We start from the raw sequence: 13,443 nt of genomic DNA on the forward strand, positions 1-13,443 counted from the left end.
ATTATGCCAGGCGCTGTTCGATAATGCCGCCGCCGAGGCAGATTTCGCCCTGGTAGAACACCGCCGACTGGCCGGGGGTGACGGCGGAGACCGGCTCGTCGAAACGCACTTCGATGCGTTCGCTGTCGAGTGGGATCACGGTGCAAGGGATGTCCTGCTGGCGATAGCGGGTCTTCACCGTACAGCGGAACGGGCCGGTCAGCGGCAGACGATCAACCCAGTGCAACTGCTGCGCGATAAGGCCGACGGACATCAGGCGCGGGTGATCGTGCCCCTGCGCGACCACCAGCACGTTGTTGGCCACGTCTTTATCCACCACGTACCACGGATCTTCGCTGCTGTCTTTCATACCGCCGATGCCCAGCCCTTTGCGCTGGCCCAGGGTGTGATACATCAGGCCCTGGTGTTCGCCGACGGTCTGGCCGTCGACGCTGACGATCGGGCCCGGCTGCGCCGGCAGGTAGCGGCCGAGGAAGTCGCGGAATTTACGTTCGCCGATAAAGCAGATACCGGTGGAGTCTTTCTTCTTGGCGGTGACCAGCTCCAGTTGTTCGGCGATGCGGCGCACCTCCGGCTTCTCCAACTCCCCGACCGGGAACAGGCTTTGCGCCACCTGCTCGTGGCTCAGGGTATAGAGGAAGTAGCTCTGATCTTTGTTGCCGTCGACGCCGCGCAGCAGGCGGCTCTTGCCGTCCACGTCCTGGCGACGCACGTAGTGGCCGGTGGCGATAAAATCGGCCCCCAGATCTTCGGCGGCAAACTCCAGGAAGGCTTTGAATTTGATCTCTTTATTGCACAGGATGTCCGGGTTCGGCGTGCGGCCGGCCTTGTACTCTTCCAGGAACAGCTCAAACACGTTGTCCCAGTATTCCGCCGCGAAGTTCACCGTGTGCAGTTCGATGCCCAGCTTGTCGCAGACCGCTTGCGCGTCGGCCAGATCGGTCGCGGCGGAGCAGTACTCTTCGTCGTCGTCTTCTTCCCAGTTTTTCATGAACAGCCCAGCGACCTGATAGCCCTGTTGCTGTAACAGATAGGCGGTAACGGAGGAGTCGACGCCGCCGGACATACCGACGATTACTTTTTTCTGGCTGTTGTCTGACATGGGGATCTCACGAACTTGAACACGAACCGTGCTGATAAAAACAAGCGCAGGATTTTACCACGTTGGCCGCGCCGGCGCACTGGTCATCTTGTGCTGCTCGGCGCCCTTAAAACGGCCAGGCGAAGCTGCCGACCAGCGACAGCGGATAGCGCTCCGGCTGCTGGTAGCTGCGAATGCTCTCCGCCACCAGCGCGGAACGCAGGTTGGGCGCCTGCAAAATCTCGTCGGCGCTCAGCCACAGGCAGCGATCGATGTCGCTGTCGTGCGGCTCGGTCGGCAGCGGCTGTTCCAGCTCGATAACGAAGCAAAAACGCAGAAACGGCGTGCGATCCGGCGCTATCCACTGGTGCAGGCGCAGGAACGCCTGCGGCGTGGCGCGGATACCGGTCTCTTCCCACAGCTCGCGCTCGGCGGCCTGCACCAGCGTCTCGTCGGCCTCCAGGTGGCCGGCCGGCTGGTTCCATAGCGCTTTGCCGTTGATGGTCTCTTCGACCACCAAAAATTTGCCGGCGGCGTGTACCACGCAGGCCACGGTGACGTGCGGTTTGAACATGCGGTCTCCTTACAGCGGTTTGTCGATGCGCCGGTAGATGTCGTCCAGCTCGGCGATGCGGGTGCGATAACTTTGCAGCAGGCAGGCGGTATCGCCGCCGCACCGCTGGCGTTTTGCCAGCCAGGCCTGCTGGCTGTCCTGCATCGCGCCACGCGCGCCCATGGCGAACAGGCCGCGCAGGAATTGGTATTGGGTGGCCATTTGCACATCCAAATCGTTCAGCGTGCGGTTGGCGCAGATGGCTTGCTCATCGCGGTTTGCCGCCTTGGCGCAGTCGAAGCTGGCGGCCTGGGCCGCGAGCGGGGCCGCCAGAGCGGCGAGCAGCAGCGCGATCGGCGTGGATTTCATGGCGCCTCCATCAGTTATCGGTCTACAGAGAATCGATGCTTTTCCATTCACCAGGCTGCAGTGAACCCAGCGAAAGATTACCCATACTGTAGCGAATCAGGCGCAGGGTAGGGAACCCGATATGCGCCGTCATGCGACGCACCTGGCGGTTTCGCCCTTCGAACAGGGTGATTTTCAGCCAACTGGTGGGGATGGATTTACGCTCGCGGATCGGCGGGTTGCGCGGCCATAGCCACTGAGGCTCGGCCACCAACTCAACACCGGCGGGTAGCGTCGGGCCGTCTTTCAGCGTGACGCCGCTGCGCAATGGCGCCAGATCGCTCTCCTGCGGCGCGCCCTCGACCTGCACATAATAGATTTTGCCGGTGCGCTTGCCCGGCTGGGTGAGCTGCGCCTGCAGCTGTCCGTCGTTGGTCAGCACCAGCAGCCCTTCGCTATCGCGATCCAGACGCCCGGCGGCGTAAACGTCGGGGAAGGGGATGTACTCTTTCAGCGTGGCGCGGCCGGCTTCATCGGTGAACTGCGGCAGCACGTCGAAGGGCTTGTTGAATAACACAATTCGACGCGGCCCCTTCGGCGCGGCGGGTTTGGCGGCATTCGGCTTGCTGAATCGTTTAACGTTGTGATTTCTAACAGAGAATTTTTTCATAACAGTTGAGATTACGGATGATAAGCGCATTATAACCGAATCCGTTTCGGATTGGCGCGGACCGAATATTCAAGTAGTATCTACACGCATCTTACAAAGCATTAACAAAATTGCGCTTGAAGGAGAGGTTGATGGAAAGCAAAGTAGTTGTTCCGGCAGAAGGTAAAAAAATCACGGTTGACGCCCAGGGTAAACTGGTTGTTCCTCATAACCCGATCATCCCGTTCATCGAAGGCGACGGCATTGGCGTTGACGTGACTCCTGCCATGATCCACGTGGTTGATGCGGCCGTTAAAAAGGCTTACCACGGCGAACGTAAAATCTCCTGGATGGAAATCTACACCGGCGAAAAATCTACCCACGTTTACGGTAAAGACGTGTGGCTGCCGGACGAAACTCTGGACCTGATCCGCGACTACCGCGTCGCCATCAAAGGCCCCCTGACCACCCCGGTCGGCGGCGGCATCCGTTCTCTGAACGTGGCCCTGCGCCAGCAGCTGGACCTGTACGTGTGCCTGCGCCCGGTGCGTTACTACCAGGGCACTCCAAGCCCGGTGAAACAGCCTGAGCTGACCGACATGGTGATCTTCCGCGAAAACGCCGAAGACATCTACGCCGGCATCGAGTGGAAAGCCGGCTCCGCCGAAGCGGACAAAGTGATCAAATTCCTGCGCGACGAAATGGGCGTGAAGAAAATCCGCTTCCCAGAGCAGTGCGGTATCGGCGTGAAGCCATGCTCCGAAGAAGGGACCAAGCGTCTGGTGCGTGCGGCGATCGAATACGCCATCACCAACGACCGCGACTCCGTGACCCTGGTTCACAAAGGCAACATCATGAAGTTCACCGAAGGTGCCTTCAAGGATTGGGGCTATGAGCTGGCGCGCGAAGAGTTCGGCGGCGAGCTGATCGACGGCGGCCCATGGCTGAAGATCAAGAACCCGAACACCGGCAAAGAGATCGTGGTTAAAGACGTGATCGCCGACGCCTTCCTGCAGCAAATCCTGCTGCGCCCGGCGGAATACGACGTGATCGCCTGTATGAACCTGAACGGCGACTACATCTCCGACGCCCTGGCGGCCCAGGTTGGCGGCATCGGTATCGCGCCGGGCGCCAACATCGGCTCCGACTGCGCGCTGTTCGAAGCGACTCACGGCACCGCGCCGAAGTACGCCGGCCAGGACAAAGTGAACCCAGGCTCCATCATCCTGTCCGCAGAGATGATGTTGCGCCACATGGGTTGGTTCGAAGCGGCTGACCTGATTGTTAAAGGCATGGAGGGCGCAATCGCTGCCAAGACCGTGACCTATGACTTCGAACGCCTGATGGAAGGCGCTAAGCTGCTGAAATGTTCAGAGTTTGGCGACGCTATCGTTAAACACATGTAATGGTGTTTTAGCGTTAAATGATAACGGGAGCCTGATGGTTCCCGTTTTTTATTATTCAAACTGCAACGGTTATCAAAACTCGGCCATTTTGGCGCTTTAGAGCGTATAGATCTAAAGGTTGAGCTGCGTCTAAACTTTGCAATGAAATGGACGATAAACTGCCTGCAGCCGCATTTTTTTGCATGAGATAAAATTCTACAAGGAGTGTTAATGAGCTTTTTCTGGGTGAATATTGGTAGCAGTTTTAATGAGGTTAAAGAACAAAATTTCCTCTGGGCTCCACAATATGGCATGAATAAGCACGGGAAAAAGTTTAGTAATGCCTCCTGGGAGACAGTGAAGGATGTAAAAGCAGGTGACGTCATCTTTTGTAATAAGGATCGAGAGATTGTCTATGTAGCGACTGCTACAGCCGATGCTGATGATGCACCGCGGCCACCTAATCGATCTTTTGATAAGTGGGAGCGTGAAGGTACCCGAGTAGAAGTAGATTTGACCGTTTTAGAGCACCCGATCGATGTTTTGCAGTTCAGTGACATATTTCTGAGTGTGTTTAATGAGTTAAGTCGGCCAACAGTTTTTGCTGAAAACGGGTTTTGTACGCAGACTTACATGTGCGAAATACCCGAGGCTGCAGCAAAAATGATAGCAAGTTTTATTAACGATAACGTTTCAATAGACTTCAATAAACAGACGGCCACGGTAAAAGAGGCGAGAGGAAGCACTAAAGCAGCCGTCATTCAGGCTCGCGTTGGTCACGGCCCCTATCGCGATAAATTATTTAAGAAGTGGGGCGGAAAATGCGCGGTCACCGGCATTGCGCTTGAGTCAATGCTAACCGCTTCTCATATTGTTTCGTGGTCTATCTCAAATGACAAAGAGAAAGTTGACCCTTACAACGGATTCCCCCTGATTCCTAACCTGGACAGATTGTTCGACCGGGGCATGATCAGTTTTGATGATAATGGACGCTTATTGCACAAGAAAGAATATGCAGGTTTGCTTCATGATTTAAAAATTCCCTTGGACTCAAAAATTGATGGGCTGTTTGGGGAGAATAAAAAATACTTAAAACGGCACCGCGTGACGTTTGGGTTCGAGAAAGAGTAAAAGCTTGAGGGGGACCCTCAAGTGTATTAGTTCAGACCTGATACGGTACAGAATCAATCCCAATCTGATGGGCAGTTCTCTGCCAGAAGCGGACTTTCGTTAGAGTGCGAACTGTATTAATCCATGGGGGCATGTCACTATGATTATGGCCGATAGTATCGCATTGACCATGTATCGATGTTGTTATCAGTAATGTTGAAAATCGCTGGTCATACACTCTAGATTCAAACGCTGCCTAGTAATCTTGCGATGCTATCATTAAACACATGTAAGCGTGTTTGGCGCTTGAATGGGAGCGGGAGCCTTAGGGCTCCCGTTTTTTATTGTTCAAATGAGTAAGAGATATCAAGCGTTAGCCGATTCACGCACGACCAGCACCGGGCAATTGGCGTGGCGGACGACGGCGGTGGCATTCGAGCCGAGGAGGTAAGTCATTGCAGAAGGGCGGTTGGAACCCATCACAATAATCTCCGCGTTAAGCGCATCAGCGAGTTCCAGGATCTGATCTTTGGGATCGCCGACGGCCACATGGGTGGTCACTCTATCCTCGGGAACGCTGAATTGTTTCGCCGCTTTTGCCAGCCCCTCGGTCGCTACCGCAATAGTTTCATCTTTGGTTTCCACCGCCGCGGTGGCGGCAAAGCCGAAGGCCGCGTAGGTGGCGCGAGACGGGATCACCGCCAGGAAATGGACGTGGGAGTCTTCGAGCCTGGCGAGCGCATTGACATGCGGGATGACCTGCTGTGTTAATTCCGGCTCGGTAATATCCACGGGAACCAAAATAGTTTTGTACATACTCCCTCCTTATCGTTATCAAATAACTCCACTTCTTGGATTATAGCCGTTCGACGCCGGGAAAGGGGAGATCCGTATGGCAAACCTGAGAACGTTGTCTGCTGAAATGTCAGGTGGTTATCGACGTTCTCATTAAACGCGGGCAGGCACGGTTGGTGTTTGAGTTGGGAGGGAGCCATGGGCTCCCTAGGTTTTAGCGGGCTAAGATTATCGGAACCTTAATGAGGGATCTCTGAAACCTCTTTGACTTCCGTCTTGTTGATTTGCTGTTTAACGCCATTGGCATCGGTATAACCGAGCAAACCGGCAGAGGTTTCTTTCGGTTTACCGTCACTGATGAGCGTTCGGCCATCGTGGGTATGAATAGCGTAGCTGGTGCGTGTGCAGCCTGACAGTGTGGCGATAGCAACCAGGGCGATCGCGGGAAGAACAAGCGCTTTTTTCATTTGAAGCTCCTTTTAGTTATTCAACTCACTCATGTTTGCAATCTGGTCTCGATTGATCTGTTCCGTTTTGCCCGTTTCTGCATTTCTGTAGGAGACTAACCCGGTATCTTTATCGACTTGAGGCTTGCCGTCGGTGACAATAGTCTTGCCATCCGTTGTTTTAATCGCCTGATTGGAAGCGCAGCCCGCCATGAACATCACCGTGGTCGCAGTAAGAAGCGCGGCAAAGAGTCGTTTACTTTTCATACTTACCATCCTGGTTACTTAAATGAATTTAATGGCAGGAAAGTAAGTATAGGCAGAATCTCCAGATTGCTAGCGTTAAAAGTGCTTTTAATGCGATAAAAAATTAAGAATTTCTTAATTTATTGATGGGATGATTGCCCATCCGAGGGATGTCGATAAGTCATGGCCTTCAGGCGTACGGCCCGCCGATGGGGTTAGGGTTTCATATCATCATCTACTCACGATTTTCCGCGTGCCAGAGCTTGATGTCATTGGCGGTTTTACGTGAATTCTGTATAAGTATTGACCGGGGGTCTTGTCAAATACCACGTTGATTTGGCTGATAATCATCCATAAGGACAGGGATATGAAAATTACGCATTCAGGCTACAAAACCGGCGCCGCCATATTATTGGCGGGAATGTTCGCACTGGCATTAACGGGGTGTGCCAAGAGTACAGCCCCCAGCCAAAGCAATCCGGAAAATAAAAAGGTTGACGATCTTTTCGCCAATCTTGGCGACCCAAAGGCGCCGGCACCGGGAAAAGAGAAAGAACGCTATATCGCCCAGTTGCAGGCCGTGATTCAAAGCCATTTGAAAGATGCCGAAGCCTACTCGGGCAAGCGTTGCACATTGCGTATCACGCTGGCGCCGGACGGTATGCCAATCGGTGTTCGAACTGAAGGAGGCGATCCGGATCTTTGCCGCGCCGCCATGAAGGCAATTGCCGATTCGCGCTTCCCTAAGCCGCCGACGGCAGGGGCCCATAATGCGTTCCAAATTATCACGTTGCAACTGCGTCCTTAAGCAGCTAGATGAAATAAGGGGTTGGGATAACGCAGTGTTGTGCAGCGGGATCTTTTAGTAAAAAATTTAGGTGTTCACGTGACTTCCACCAGCCTGTGCGGCTGGTGGATTTAGATTTAAGTCTTTATTGTCCGTCTTAGTTTTAAGCAAGATGCTCCTTTGTATTCGCATTGGCCAAATATTTGGTAACCCAGATGTTGAGCTATTTTAACGGAAGGCCGATTGTTTTCACCGATAAGGCAAACTGTTTGAGCGGGTGATAACGTGCTGTCAATCCATTGATGCGCTGCGGCAGCCGCTTCTTGCGCGACTCCCTGACCTTGGGCCTCCCGGGCAATAATCCATGCGGCTTCAGGGCTCCCATCGAAGTCATTGCCCAGACCCCGATGAAAATCCGCCAACCCGGTCTCGCCCAGGAACTGTCCGTCCACTTTGCGAAATATGGCGAACAGCCCATAGCCGAAAACCGACCAGTGGCCAATATAGCGCAGTAGTCTATTCCAACCGTCTTCAGGTGAAAGATTGGGGGCGCTGATAAATTTGAACAGTTCCTTATCTGTAAACATGGCATACCAGGCATCGAAATCGGCCAGGTTGTGAGGACGTAATATCAACCGTTCGGTTTCGATGTGCACGGCAGGGAGTAAAGGCATAACGGTTCCTTTTCTGCGTTACAGCGTATCGTAATGTTACCCTGAGAGAACGAGCGATAATTTCCCGTCTTGGCGCGCAGATGACAAGGTTACGGCTAAGGTGCGGGCAAGCTCTTTGTCGCAAATCACTTTATCATTGGGTTTAACGCGCCGGCTACTTGTTTGGTATTACCGATACATCATCGCGCTCACGCGCTCGGCCCGATCTTTAAAACCGTTGCTGCGCATCGTTACCACATAGTAGCGATAGTGATGTTTCTGTGCGTATTCGCGCACCAGATCTTCGGCGAACAGGCCGCTGAAGGTGACGGTGGTGACGAACGTCAGCCCTTTCACTTCGTAGGTGCTGATCTCTTGCGGGGTGCCGATATACGGCGGCGGGAACACGGTTTTGTGGAACTGGCAGCCCGCCAGCAGCAGGGTAAACAGCAGGGCGGCGGAGATTTGCGGTATTCTCATCGGGAAAAGCTTTCCTTCCTTGGCGTGTGTTTTAGTAACTCTATAATAGGATTACAAAATTCGGCGGGGATGTAAAAGTTATCCCGCTTCGGTTGCCGTTTCGTTGAAGCGGTGTCGCCGTCACCCATCAGAATGAAGGGGTAAACATGTGTGTTCGTCTTGCCACTGAAACCGATGCCGCAGCCCTGATCGCCCTCGACAGCGTCGCCGAAGGCGAGCCGCAGCGCGCGGCGCAGATCCGCACCTGGTGCGCACAGAGTGTCTGCTATCTTGCCGAAGAACGGGGCGTGGTGATGGGCTACGCTGTGCTGCACTATCACTTCTTCGGCTGCGGCTTTGTCGAGATGCTGATGGTCGGCGAGCGCTATCGCCGCCGGGGCGTCGGGCAGGCGCTGATTGCGGCGTTGAAATCCCATTGCCGACATCCGAAGCTGTTCACCTCCACCAATCGTTCCAACCTGCCGATGCAGCGGCTGCTGTTGAACGCCGGGTTTGTCGCCAGCGGCCAAATTGACAATCTCGATGACGGCGACCCGGAGCAGGTCTTTTTCATCCCGCAGCGCTAATACAGCCGGACATCGACCGCCTGCTGTTGCAGCCAGGTGCTGACGTAACCATAAGCGGCATAGAAGGCCAGCAGCGCGAAGATCAGCACCGAAAGCGAGGCCAAAAACCTGACGTCACCGTGTTTTGACAGCTGATAGGCGCAATAGATAAAGGCTAACAGGCACAGCAGAGTGAAGGCGATGGCCAACGTGGCGTAAAAAATAAGCATAATGAAACCCGTTCTTCCTTGTGAGCCGGGCAAGGATACCACAGACAAAAAAAGGGGCCCAATTGGGCCCCTGTGTGATTCGCTGCGAGAGGGTTACTCCGCCGCCGCGTCGGGATGATTTTTGCCTTCCTCGATGAATTCTTCGTCGATCTCTTCGATGTTCTCCTCGCTGTCGCGGCCGGACAGGATGTTCCAGCAGGCGATGAACAGCGCGGCGATCAAGGGCCCGATGACGAAGCCGTTGATGCCGTAAATCTCCATGCCGCCCAGGGTGGAGATCAGGATCAGGTAGTCCGGCATTTTGGTGTCTTTGCCTACCAGCAGCGGGCGCAGAATGTTGTCCACCAGGCCGATCACCACCACGAAGAATACCACCAGGAAAATGGCTTTCCACAGCATGCCGGTAGCGAAGAAGTAGATCACCGCCGGCACCCAGATGATGGCGGAGCCCACGGCCGGGATGATCGACAGGAACGCCATCAGCGCGCCCCACAGCAGGCTGCCGTCGATGCCGGTAAAGTAAAATGCCAGCCCGCCGAGCGCACCTTGCACCACGGCGACCACCACCGTGCCCTTGACGGTGGCGCGGGAGACGGCGGCGAACTTCACGAACAGGTGGTGCTTCACGTGCTGGGAGAGCGGCAGCGCTTCGAGCGCCAGGTTCACCAGATAGGGGCCGTCTTTCAGCAGGAAGAACAGCAGGTAGAGCATCACGCCGAAGCCGACGACGAAGTTGAAGGTGCCTTTGCCGATCAGGAAGACGCTGCCCGCCAGATATTGCCCGCCCTTAAGCGCCACGTCGGAAAGCTGCTTTTGGATCTCGGCGGCGCTGTTGAGGTTATGCTCCGCCAGGAAGCGCTGCGCCCAGCCGGGCAGGTGACGCATAAAGTCCGCCAGCATGGTCGGCAATTGGCTGTTGTTGGTTTGCAGCTTGGTGTAGATCACGTTGAATTCCATCGCCAGCGATGAGGCGATGATCGCCAATGGCGTGAACACGATCAGACAGATCAGCGCCACCGTCAGCAGCGACACTACGCCGTTGCGTTCGCCGACGTACTGCTTCAACTTCTTTTTCACCGGATGGAAAATCACCGCCAGAATAACCGCCCACAGCACTGAGGAGTAATAAGGCCCCAGCACGTCGAGAAAGGCGGCGGTAACGATGAACAGGATCAGAATAAAGAATCCCTTGGAAATGCCTTTAGACATCATAGTCGTCCCTCAAAAGATGAATTTTCAGCATAGATGAACTGAATGAAAACAACACTATCATCACCTTTGCTTAACCGGTAGGGGATTTTTAACGGCGTATACCATAGGGTTACTAAGGGAAAGGCGGGCGCTGCAGGGTGAACAGGCGGCGGCGCGAGAAAAGAAAGAGGGCTAAATAATTAACAAAATTTATCGATTGTGTTTCATTTTGTGAGCCGCGCTTGCCGCCTGCGCCAGGCTTTCCTAGTTTTTAGGAGGGCGGCCTTTCGTCCGATATCACGAAGGAGTATGCAAATGACTGAACACAAACGACTCGGTGTCATCGAGAAAACGCTACTGATCGCCTTTGCCGGCCTGCTGGTGTATTTCGCGGCCACTGGCGCATTGTCATTGTCGGGTCTCGATCATCATTGGCCTTATCCTTCGCGATAGGCAGGCACCTGCACCAGGGAAAATTCAGTACCGCTTATAACAAACAGAACGACTTTTCTGCTTATCACCCTGCATTATGCCGCCTGCTGAGAAAAGCCAGTGCCAACAGCGCCCCTAACAGGGCCGCCGCCAGCACCAGCCACGCCGGCGCCACCCAACCGGCTGCGGCCACGATGGCGCTCAGCGCGACCGGGCCGATCACCTGGCCGAGATAGTTCCCTTGCATCACCAGCCCCAGGCTCAGCGGCAACAGCGTGGGCTCCGGCGTCGCCGCCGGCGTCGCGGCCAGAATGGTGGCGGGCAGCATGCCAGCGATGGCGCAGAACAGGAAACACAGTGGGATCAGCAGGCCGTTGGGCGTCATCGGCAGGAAAATGCCGATGCCGAAGATGCCGATGACCAGGCTGGTGGCCGCGAGCAGGCTACCGGCCCGCAGACCGCGCGACAGCAAGAACCCGGCGGCGAGGTTGCCGATGATGTTCGCCGCCACCGCCGCTGCGCTGATGCCGCCGGCGGCCGCCAGCGACAGGCCGATGCGCTGCATCAGGAAGATCGGCAGAAAGGTCATCACCGAGAAAAACTGCAGGTTGTAAGTGGTGAACATCAGCGCCAGCAACAGCGGTTGGCGTGCCCGCAGCATCGCGCCCAGCGCATGCCGCAGCTGCAACGGCGGAACGTGCGTCTTGGCGGCGCGTCGGGGCGTGGTCAGCGGCAGCAGCAGGGCGGCCAGCAGCGTCAACGCCGCACCGGCCTGCCAACTCTGTTGCCAGCCGGCGAGATGGGGGCCGAAAAACAATGAAATGGCGATGCCCGCCGGCATGAAGGTGCTCCAGATGCCGAACACCAGGCTGCGCTGCGCCGGGGCGACGATGCGGTTCAGCACCGCCGGCGAGGCGACCACCACGATCACGAAGCCGAGGCCTTCGACAAAGCGGCTGACGATCAATCCGTTGAAGTCGTGCAGCGTGGCGCCGGTAAAGCTGGCGGCGCTGACGATCAGTAACCCCGCCGCCAGCAGGCGCCGATCGCCCCAGCGGCGCACCAGCAGCCCGGCGGCGATGCCGCCGAACACCCCGACGAAAGGAAAGGCCGAGATGACCCAGCTCAGCGTTTCGAGCGAACGGCCGAATTCGGCCTGCAGCGCCGGTAGCGCGATGGTGGCCTTACCTACGTGCAGCGCCACGGCGATGCCGGCGAACAGCACGTTGATGACGGCTAGCCAGGGCGTAGCGGCGGGAAGGACGCGGTCGATGGCGTCCGGTTTAATCGCGGTCATAACACTCTCCTGAGGCGGTAACGCCCTCACTATGCGTCTGCGCTACAACAGAAGTCGTTCAAATGCTGCGCTGTCACGCGGGGAAATTATTCATTTCGAGCTTTATTTTGCGCGCCTCGTTGTTTGGTTCGCCAGCGTACCACCCGGCGTGGACGCGGGTGTCCGTTCAGCGGTTTACTGTTCCGGCACGCAGCGAGCGTGCCCGATCAATTTTATTTATAAGGAGCAGTGTATGTCAGAGATGATGAATGAAAATGGAGCGCCGGTGATGGAGTGGAGCTATGGCGGCCGGGGTGATGATATCAGCAGCAGCCTGAGCCTCGACACGGTTGAGGAGCAACCGCAGGGTTTCTTGATGACGGTCGATCGGCCGGTGCAGATCTTTAAAGAAGCGCTGTCGCCGATGATGGCCTTTGTCACGCTGCTGCGCCCGCTATACGCCAAGACGGGCGAGGGCTTCCAGTACGTGCCGGTTTCCAACCCCTGGACCGACGTGCAGCGCCTGCCGGCCAGCGCAGGCTATCTGGGCGTGCAGGTTAACGCTGGCCTGTTTTTCCACGGCGCCAAACCGACGCACTATAAAGATCGCGACGGCCAGATGAAACCGATTGACGGCGGCACTATCCTGCAGAACATCACCGTGCTGCATCAGGTGGCGCAGCCGCTGGGCCCGGGCGAAGGCGGGATCTGAGGCTGAAACGTCATCACGGGGCCGGACGCGGCCCTTATCTCGCCTTGAAAACCGCCCTTGGCTTGGGTAAAAAGGGTTGTCTATTCAAGGAGAAGAGTATGTACAGCGACAACGAGAAAAAATTCTACATCATCCTCAACCGCAACCACGAACCGGCCACTCTGTTTAACGCCTCCTGCCATCTGACGGCGGGCATCACCGATCTTATCGAGCAGCGCGAGTTTCACCACTACCCGAGCAGCCTCGACGGCGTCAGCGCCAATATGAGTCACTACCCGATCGTCATCCTGCAGGCCAAGAACAGCAGCCAGCTCAGCAACCTGATCCTCAAGTGCAAGGAGGAGGGCGTGCTGTCCAACTTCTTCACCACCACCATGCTGTCGCACTCCGCCGAACAACAGATCGCCGACACCGCCAATACCCCCTACGAGCAGTTGGACTTCGTGGCGGTGGCGCTCTACGGCGACACTGAACAGCTTAAGCCGCTCACCAAGAAGTTCTCCGTCTACCGTTAATCGCGAACG

General features: G+C 56.0%; 19 protein-coding genes. 7 read left to right on the forward strand and 12 right to left on the reverse strand.

Annotated elements, in window-relative coordinates; all coding sequences use genetic code 11:
• Position 1: 1 nt before the first annotated feature.
• The 4 genes from mnmA to rluE form a co-directional block, all read right to left on the reverse strand.
• Positions 2 to 1,102 (reverse strand): tRNA 2-thiouridine(34) synthase MnmA, encoded by a 1,101-nt coding sequence (mnmA, locus tag WA302_RS06650; RefSeq protein WP_049295431.1) that lies wholly within the window; start codon positions 1,100 to 1,102, stop codon positions 2 to 4.
• A 106-nt stretch (positions 1,103 to 1,208) separates the two neighbouring features.
• Positions 1,209 to 1,655, reverse strand: a complete 447-nt coding sequence (locus WA302_RS06655; protein WP_025302526.1) for an NUDIX hydrolase — start codon at positions 1,653 to 1,655, stop codon at positions 1,209 to 1,211.
• Positions 1,656 to 1,664: 9 nt separating this feature from the next.
• Positions 1,665 to 2,003, reverse strand: a complete 339-nt coding sequence (locus tag WA302_RS06660; RefSeq protein WP_261456308.1) for a lysozyme inhibitor LprI family protein — start codon at positions 2,001 to 2,003, stop codon at positions 1,665 to 1,667.
• 22 nt (positions 2,004 to 2,025) lie between these two features.
• The gene (gene rluE, locus WA302_RS06665) at positions 2,026 to 2,652 is read right to left on the reverse strand and encodes a 23S rRNA pseudouridine(2457) synthase RluE (protein WP_043141474.1); all 627 of its coding nucleotides are present in this window, start codon (positions 2,650 to 2,652) and stop codon (positions 2,026 to 2,028) included.
• Positions 2,653 to 2,783: 131 nt separating this feature from the next.
• Here rluE and icd point away from each other — a divergent pair, with 131 nt between their 5' ends.
• Positions 2,784 to 4,037 (forward strand): NADP-dependent isocitrate dehydrogenase, encoded by a 1,254-nt coding sequence (gene icd, locus WA302_RS06670; protein WP_015377612.1) that lies wholly within the window; start codon positions 2,784 to 2,786, stop codon positions 4,035 to 4,037.
• A 210-nt stretch (positions 4,038 to 4,247) separates the two neighbouring features.
• Positions 4,248 to 5,147 (forward strand): HNH endonuclease, encoded by a 900-nt coding sequence (locus WA302_RS06675; protein WP_043141470.1) that lies wholly within the window; start codon positions 4,248 to 4,250, stop codon positions 5,145 to 5,147.
• Between the two features lie 345 nt (positions 5,148 to 5,492).
• On the opposite strand, the gene uspF is transcribed toward WA302_RS06675, so the two are convergent.
• The 3 genes from uspF to WA302_RS06690 all read right to left on the reverse strand — a co-directional run bounded on the left by uspF (position 5,493) and on the right by WA302_RS06690 (position 6,634).
• The gene (uspF, locus tag WA302_RS06680; RefSeq protein WP_025302530.1) at positions 5,493 to 5,942 is read right to left on the reverse strand and encodes a universal stress protein UspF; all 450 of its coding nucleotides are present in this window, start codon (positions 5,940 to 5,942) and stop codon (positions 5,493 to 5,495) included.
• A gap of 218 nt (positions 5,943 to 6,160) precedes the next feature.
• Positions 6,161 to 6,388, reverse strand: a complete 228-nt coding sequence (locus tag WA302_RS06685) for a YgdI/YgdR family lipoprotein (protein WP_025302531.1) — start codon at positions 6,386 to 6,388, stop codon at positions 6,161 to 6,163.
• 12 nt (positions 6,389 to 6,400) lie between these two features.
• Complete coding sequence (locus tag WA302_RS06690; protein ID WP_151428448.1) at positions 6,401 to 6,634, reverse strand: YgdI/YgdR family lipoprotein; 234 nt, start codon at positions 6,632 to 6,634, stop codon at positions 6,401 to 6,403.
• A gap of 346 nt (positions 6,635 to 6,980) precedes the next feature.
• Between WA302_RS06690 and tolA the strand changes: the two genes are divergently transcribed.
• Entirely contained in the window at positions 6,981 to 7,421 is a 441-nt protein-coding gene (gene tolA / locus WA302_RS06695; RefSeq protein ID WP_060433870.1) for a cell envelope integrity protein TolA, read from the forward strand.
• Positions 7,422 to 7,537: 116 nt separating this feature from the next.
• Here the strand turns inward: tolA and WA302_RS06700 are convergent, their stop codons facing one another.
• Both WA302_RS06700 and WA302_RS06705 read right to left on the reverse strand, forming a co-directional pair.
• Positions 7,538 to 8,074, reverse strand: a complete 537-nt coding sequence (locus tag WA302_RS06700; protein ID WP_025302533.1) for a GNAT family N-acetyltransferase — start codon at positions 8,072 to 8,074, stop codon at positions 7,538 to 7,540.
• 168 nt (positions 8,075 to 8,242) lie between these two features.
• Positions 8,243 to 8,533: a hypothetical protein gene (locus tag WA302_RS06705; RefSeq protein ID WP_025302534.1), complete on the reverse strand. Its 291-nt coding sequence runs from the start codon at positions 8,531 to 8,533 to the stop codon at positions 8,243 to 8,245.
• A gap of 146 nt (positions 8,534 to 8,679) precedes the next feature.
• Between WA302_RS06705 and WA302_RS06710 the strand changes: the two genes are divergently transcribed.
• Positions 8,680 to 9,099, forward strand: a complete 420-nt coding sequence (locus WA302_RS06710; RefSeq protein ID WP_169540702.1) for a GNAT family N-acetyltransferase — start codon at positions 8,680 to 8,682, stop codon at positions 9,097 to 9,099.
• Here the strand turns inward: WA302_RS06710 and WA302_RS06715 are convergent.
• Entirely contained in the window at positions 9,096 to 9,308 is a 213-nt protein-coding gene (locus WA302_RS06715; protein WP_089195803.1) for a hypothetical protein, read from the reverse strand. The two genes, WA302_RS06710 and WA302_RS06715, sit on opposite strands and share 4 nt — an antisense overlap.
• A gap of 93 nt (positions 9,309 to 9,401) precedes the next feature.
• Complete coding sequence (locus WA302_RS06720) at positions 9,402 to 10,520, reverse strand: AI-2E family transporter (protein ID WP_025302537.1); 1,119 nt, start codon at positions 10,518 to 10,520, stop codon at positions 9,402 to 9,404.
• A gap of 294 nt (positions 10,521 to 10,814) precedes the next feature.
• Between WA302_RS06720 and WA302_RS06725 the strand changes: the two genes are divergently transcribed.
• On the forward strand, positions 10,815 to 10,952 hold the full coding sequence (locus WA302_RS06725) for a hypothetical protein (RefSeq protein ID WP_162837928.1): 138 nt from the start codon (positions 10,815 to 10,817) through the stop codon (positions 10,950 to 10,952).
• Positions 10,953 to 11,016: 64 nt separating this feature from the next.
• Here the strand turns inward: WA302_RS06725 and WA302_RS06730 are convergent, their stop codons facing one another.
• Entirely contained in the window at positions 11,017 to 12,228 is a 1,212-nt protein-coding gene (locus tag WA302_RS06730; RefSeq protein ID WP_169540703.1) for an MFS transporter, read from the reverse strand.
• 232 nt (positions 12,229 to 12,460) lie between these two features.
• Here WA302_RS06730 and WA302_RS06735 point away from each other — a divergent pair, with 232 nt between their 5' ends.
• Together WA302_RS06735 and WA302_RS06740 are read left to right on the forward strand one after the other, a co-directional pair.
• Positions 12,461 to 12,919 carry a hypothetical protein gene (locus tag WA302_RS06735; RefSeq protein WP_043141449.1) on the forward strand — a complete coding sequence of 153 codons (459 nt, stop codon included), beginning with the start codon at positions 12,461 to 12,463 and terminating at the stop codon, positions 12,917 to 12,919.
• A 98-nt stretch (positions 12,920 to 13,017) separates the two neighbouring features.
• Positions 13,018 to 13,434 (forward strand): DUF2000 domain-containing protein, encoded by a 417-nt coding sequence (locus WA302_RS06740; RefSeq protein WP_004941246.1) that lies wholly within the window; start codon positions 13,018 to 13,020, stop codon positions 13,432 to 13,434.
• Positions 13,435 to 13,443: the final 9 nt, after the last annotated feature.

It is taken from the genome of Serratia sp. 201 (assembly GCF_037027545.1).
In the GTDB taxonomy this organism is placed as follows: domain Bacteria; phylum Pseudomonadota; class Gammaproteobacteria; order Enterobacterales; family Enterobacteriaceae; genus Serratia; species Serratia bockelmannii.

Bases quoted from the DNA above. Each gene is read 5' to 3' on its own strand.
- WA302_RS06740 (WP_004941246.1), top strand. From the start codon at position 13,018: ATGTACAGCGACAACGAGAAAAAATTCTACATCATCCTCAACCGCAAC.
- WA302_RS06685 (WP_025302531.1), bottom strand. From the start codon at position 6,388: ATGAAAAAAGCGCTTGTTCTTCCCGCGATCGCCCTGGTTGCTATCGCC.
- WA302_RS06725 (WP_162837928.1), top strand. From the start codon at position 10,815: ATGACTGAACACAAACGACTCGGTGTCATCGAGAAAACGCTACTGATC.
- icd (WP_015377612.1), top strand. From the start codon at position 2,784: ATGGAAAGCAAAGTAGTTGTTCCGGCAGAAGGTAAAAAAATCACGGTT.
- WA302_RS06700 (WP_025302533.1), bottom strand. From the start codon at position 8,074: ATGCCTTTACTCCCTGCCGTGCACATCGAAACCGAACGGTTGATATTA.
- WA302_RS06735 (WP_043141449.1), top strand. From the start codon at position 12,461: ATGTCAGAGATGATGAATGAAAATGGAGCGCCGGTGATGGAGTGGAGC.
- WA302_RS06730 (WP_169540703.1), bottom strand. From the start codon at position 12,228: ATGACCGCGATTAAACCGGACGCCATCGACCGCGTCCTTCCCGCCGCT.
- WA302_RS06715 (WP_089195803.1), bottom strand. From the start codon at position 9,308: ATGCTTATTTTTTACGCCACGTTGGCCATCGCCTTCACTCTGCTGTGC.
- WA302_RS06710 (WP_169540702.1), top strand. From the start codon at position 8,680: ATGTGTGTTCGTCTTGCCACTGAAACCGATGCCGCAGCCCTGATCGCC.
- mnmA (WP_049295431.1), bottom strand. From the start codon at position 1,102: ATGTCAGACAACAGCCAGAAAAAAGTAATCGTCGGTATGTCCGGCGGC.
- WA302_RS06655 (WP_025302526.1), bottom strand. From the start codon at position 1,655: ATGTTCAAACCGCACGTCACCGTGGCCTGCGTGGTACACGCCGCCGGC.
- rluE (WP_043141474.1), bottom strand. From the start codon at position 2,652: ATGAAAAAATTCTCTGTTAGAAATCACAACGTTAAACGATTCAGCAAG.
- uspF (WP_025302530.1), bottom strand. From the start codon at position 5,942: ATGTACAAAACTATTTTGGTTCCCGTGGATATTACCGAGCCGGAATTA.
- tolA (WP_060433870.1), top strand. From the start codon at position 6,981: ATGAAAATTACGCATTCAGGCTACAAAACCGGCGCCGCCATATTATTG.
- WA302_RS06675 (WP_043141470.1), top strand. From the start codon at position 4,248: ATGAGCTTTTTCTGGGTGAATATTGGTAGCAGTTTTAATGAGGTTAAA.
- WA302_RS06705 (WP_025302534.1), bottom strand. From the start codon at position 8,533: ATGAGAATACCGCAAATCTCCGCCGCCCTGCTGTTTACCCTGCTGCTG.
- WA302_RS06660 (WP_261456308.1), bottom strand. From the start codon at position 2,003: ATGAAATCCACGCCGATCGCGCTGCTGCTCGCCGCTCTGGCGGCCCCG.
- WA302_RS06720 (WP_025302537.1), bottom strand. From the start codon at position 10,520: ATGATGTCTAAAGGCATTTCCAAGGGATTCTTTATTCTGATCCTGTTC.
- WA302_RS06690 (WP_151428448.1), bottom strand. From the start codon at position 6,634: ATGAAAAGTAAACGACTCTTTGCCGCGCTTCTTACTGCGACCACGGTG.